Source organism: Streptomyces sp. NPDC031225, from assembly GCF_055570355.1.
Window position 1 is genome coordinate 1,750 of sequence record NZ_JBVIHJ010000049.1, and the last position, 3,430, is coordinate 5,179.

The following is a 3,430-nucleotide window of genomic DNA, read 5'->3' on the forward strand; positions in this document are numbered from 1 at the left end:
GGTGCCGGCCCCAGTGAACTCCAGCTCAGGTTGGGGGTGATGGGTGGCTGGTCGTTGTTTGAGAACTGCACAGTGGACGCGAGCATCTGTGGCCAAGTTTTTAAGGGCGCACGGTGGATGCCTTGGCACCAGGAACCGATGAAGGACGTGGGAGGCCACGATAGTCCCCGGGGAGCCGTCAACCAGGCTTTGATCCGGGGGTTTCCGAATGGGGAAACCCGGCAGTCGTCATGGGCTGTCACCCATACCTGAACACATAGGGTATGTGGAGGGAACGCGGGGAAGTGAAACATCTCAGTACCCGCAGGAAGAGAAAACAACCGTGATTCCGGGAGTAGTGGCGAGCGAAACCGGATGAGGCCAAACCGTATACGTGTGAGACCCGGCAGGGGTTGCGTGTGCGGGGTTGTGGGATCTCTCTTTCACAGTCTGCCGGCTGTGAGACGAGTCAGAAACCGTTGATGTAGGCGAAGGACATGCGAAAGGTCCGGCGTAGAGGGTAAGACCCCCGTAGTCGAAACATCAGCGGCTCGTTTGAGAGACACCCAAGTAGCACGGGGCCCGAGAAATCCCGTGTGAATCTGGCGGGACCACCCGCTAAGCCTAAATATTCCCTGGTGACCGATAGCGGATAGTACCGTGAGGGAATGGTGAAAAGTACCGCGGGAGCGGAGTGAAATAGTACCTGAAACCGTGTGCCTACAAGCCGTGGGAGCGTCGCGCATCAAGTTTACTTGGTGCGTCGTGACTGCGTGCCTTTTGAAGAATGAGCCTGCGAGTTTGCGGTGCGTTGCGAGGTTAACCCGAGTGGGGTAGCCGTAGCGAAAGCGAGTCCGAATAGGGCGATATAGTAGCGCGCTCAAGACCCGAAGCGGAGTGATCTAGCCATGGGCAGGTTGAAGCGGAGGTAAGACTTCGTGGAGGACCGAACCCACCAGGGTTGAAAACCTGGGGGATGACCTGTGGTTAGGGGTGAAAGGCCAATCAAACTCCGTGATAGCTGGTTCTCCCCGAAATGCATTTAGGTGCAGCGTCGTGTGTTTCTTGCCGGAGGTAGAGCACTGGATAGGCGATGGGCCCTACCGGGTTACTGACCTTAGCCAAACTCCGAATGCCGGTAAGTGAGAGCACGGCAGTGAGACTGTGGGGGATAAGCTCCATGGTCGAGAGGGAAACAGCCCAGAGCATCGACTAAGGCCCCTAAGCGTACGCTAAGTGGGAAAGGATGTGGAGTCGCAGAGACAACCAGGAGGTTGGCTTAGAAGCAGCCACCCTTGAAAGAGTGCGTAATAGCTCACTGGTCTAGTGATTCCGCGCCGACAATGTAGCGGGGCTCAAGCGTACCGCCGAAGTCGTGTCATTCCAGTAATAGGGCCAACGCCTGCTGGGATGGGTAGGGGAGCGTCGTGTGCCGGGTGAAGCTGCAGCGGAAGCTAGTGGTGGACGGTTCACGAGTGAGAATGCAGGCATGAGTAGCGATACACACGTGGGAAACGTGTGCGCCGATTGACTAAGGGTTCCTGGGTCAAGCTGATCTGCCCAGGGTAAGTCGGGACCTAAGGCGAGGCCGACAGGCGTAGTCGATGGATAACCGGTTGATATTCCGGTACCCGCTGTGAAGCGTCAAACATTGAATCAGGCGATGCTAAGTCCGTGAAGCCGTTCCGGACCCTTCGGGGAATGGAAAGTGGTGGAGCCGGCGAACCAGACTTGTAGTAGGTGAGTGATGGGGTGACGCAGGAAGGTAGTCCATCCCGGGCGGTGGTTGTCCCGGGGTAAGGGTGTAGGACGAACGGTAGGCAAATCCGCCGTTCACATAGTCTGAGACCTGATGCCGAGCCGATTGTGGTGAAGTGGATGATCCTATGCTGTCGAGAAAAGCCTCTAGCGAGTTTCATGGCGGCCCGTACCCTAAACCGACTCAGGTGGTCAGGTAGAGAATACCGAGGCGTTCGGGTGAACTATGGTTAAGGAACTCGGCAAAATGCCCCCGTAACTTCGGGAGAAGGGGGGCCATCACTGGTGAGAGGACTTGCTCCTCGAGCTGGGGGTGGCCGCAGAGACCAGCGAGAAGCGACTGTTTACTAAAAACACAGGTCCGTGCGAAGCCGTAAGGCGATGTATACGGACTGACGCCTGCCCGGTGCTGGAACGTTAAGGGGACCGGTTAGTCACATTTCGGTGTGGCGAAGCTGAGAACTTAAGCGCCAGTAAACGGCGGTGGTAACTATAACCATCCTAAGGTAGCGAAATTCCTTGTCGGGTAAGTTCCGACCTGCACGAATGGCGTAACGACTTCTCGACTGTCTCAACCATAGGCCCGGTGAAATTGCACTACGAGTAAAGATGCTCGTTTCGCGCAGCAGGACGGAAAGACCCCGGGACCTTTACTACAGTTTGATATTGGTGTTCGGTTCGGCTTGTGTAGGATAGCTGGGAGACTGTGAAGCTTGGACGCCAGTTCAGGTGGAGTCGTCGTTGAAATACCAGTCTGGTCGTGCTGGATGTCTAACCTGGGTCCGTGATCCGGATCAGGGACAGTGTCTGATGGGTAGTTTAACTGGGGCGGTTGCCTCCTAAAGAGTAACGGAGGCGCCCAAAGGTTCCCTCAGCCTGGTTGGCAATCAGGTGTTGAGTGTAAGTGCACAAGGGAGCTTGACTGTGAGACCGACGGGTCGAGCAGGGACGAAAGTCGGGACTAGTGATCCGGCGGTGGCTTGTGGAAGCGCCGTCGCTCAACGGATAAAAGGTACCCCGGGGATAACAGGCTGATCTTCCCCAAGAGTCCATATCGACGGGATGGTTTGGCACCTCGATGTCGGCTCGTCGCATCCTGGGGCTGGAGTCGGTCCCAAGGGTTGGGCTGTTCGCCCATTAAAGCGGTACGCGAGCTGGGTTTAGAACGTCGTGAGACAGTTCGGTCCCTATCCGCTGCGCGCGCAGGAATATTGAGAAGGGCTGTCCCTAGTACGAGAGGACCGGGACGGACGAACCTCTGGTGTGCCAGTTGTTCTGCCAAGGGCATGGCTGGTTGGCTACGTTCGGGAGGGATAACCGCTGAAAGCATCTAAGCGGGAAGCCTGCTTCGAGATGAGTATTCCCACCCCCTTTGAGGGGTTAAGGCTCCCAGTAGACGACTGGGTTGATAGGCCGGATCTGGAAGGCGGGTAACCGCTGGAGGTGACCGGTACTAATAGGCCGAGGGCTTGTCCTCAGTTGCTCGCGTCCACTGTGTTGGTTCTGAAACCACGAACAGCCCCATACCCATAATTTGGTGGGTGTGGTGTGGCATGGTTCGACAGTTTCATAGTGTTTCGGTGGTCATAGCGTGAGGGAAACGCCCGGTTACATTCCGAACCCGGAAGCTAAGCCTTACAGCGCCGATGGTACTGCAGGGGGGACCCTGTGGGAGAGTAGGACACCGCCGAAC

2 rRNA genes are annotated in these 3,430 nt (G+C 56.8%); both read left to right on the forward strand.

The window, feature by feature from the left end:
• Positions 1-90 precede the first annotated feature (90 nt).
• A 23S ribosomal RNA gene (locus ACZ48Z_RS42980) occupies positions 91-3,214 on the forward strand.
• Positions 3,215-3,313: 99 nt separating this feature from the next.
• Positions 3,314-3,430, forward strand: a 5S ribosomal RNA gene (gene rrf / locus ACZ48Z_RS42985).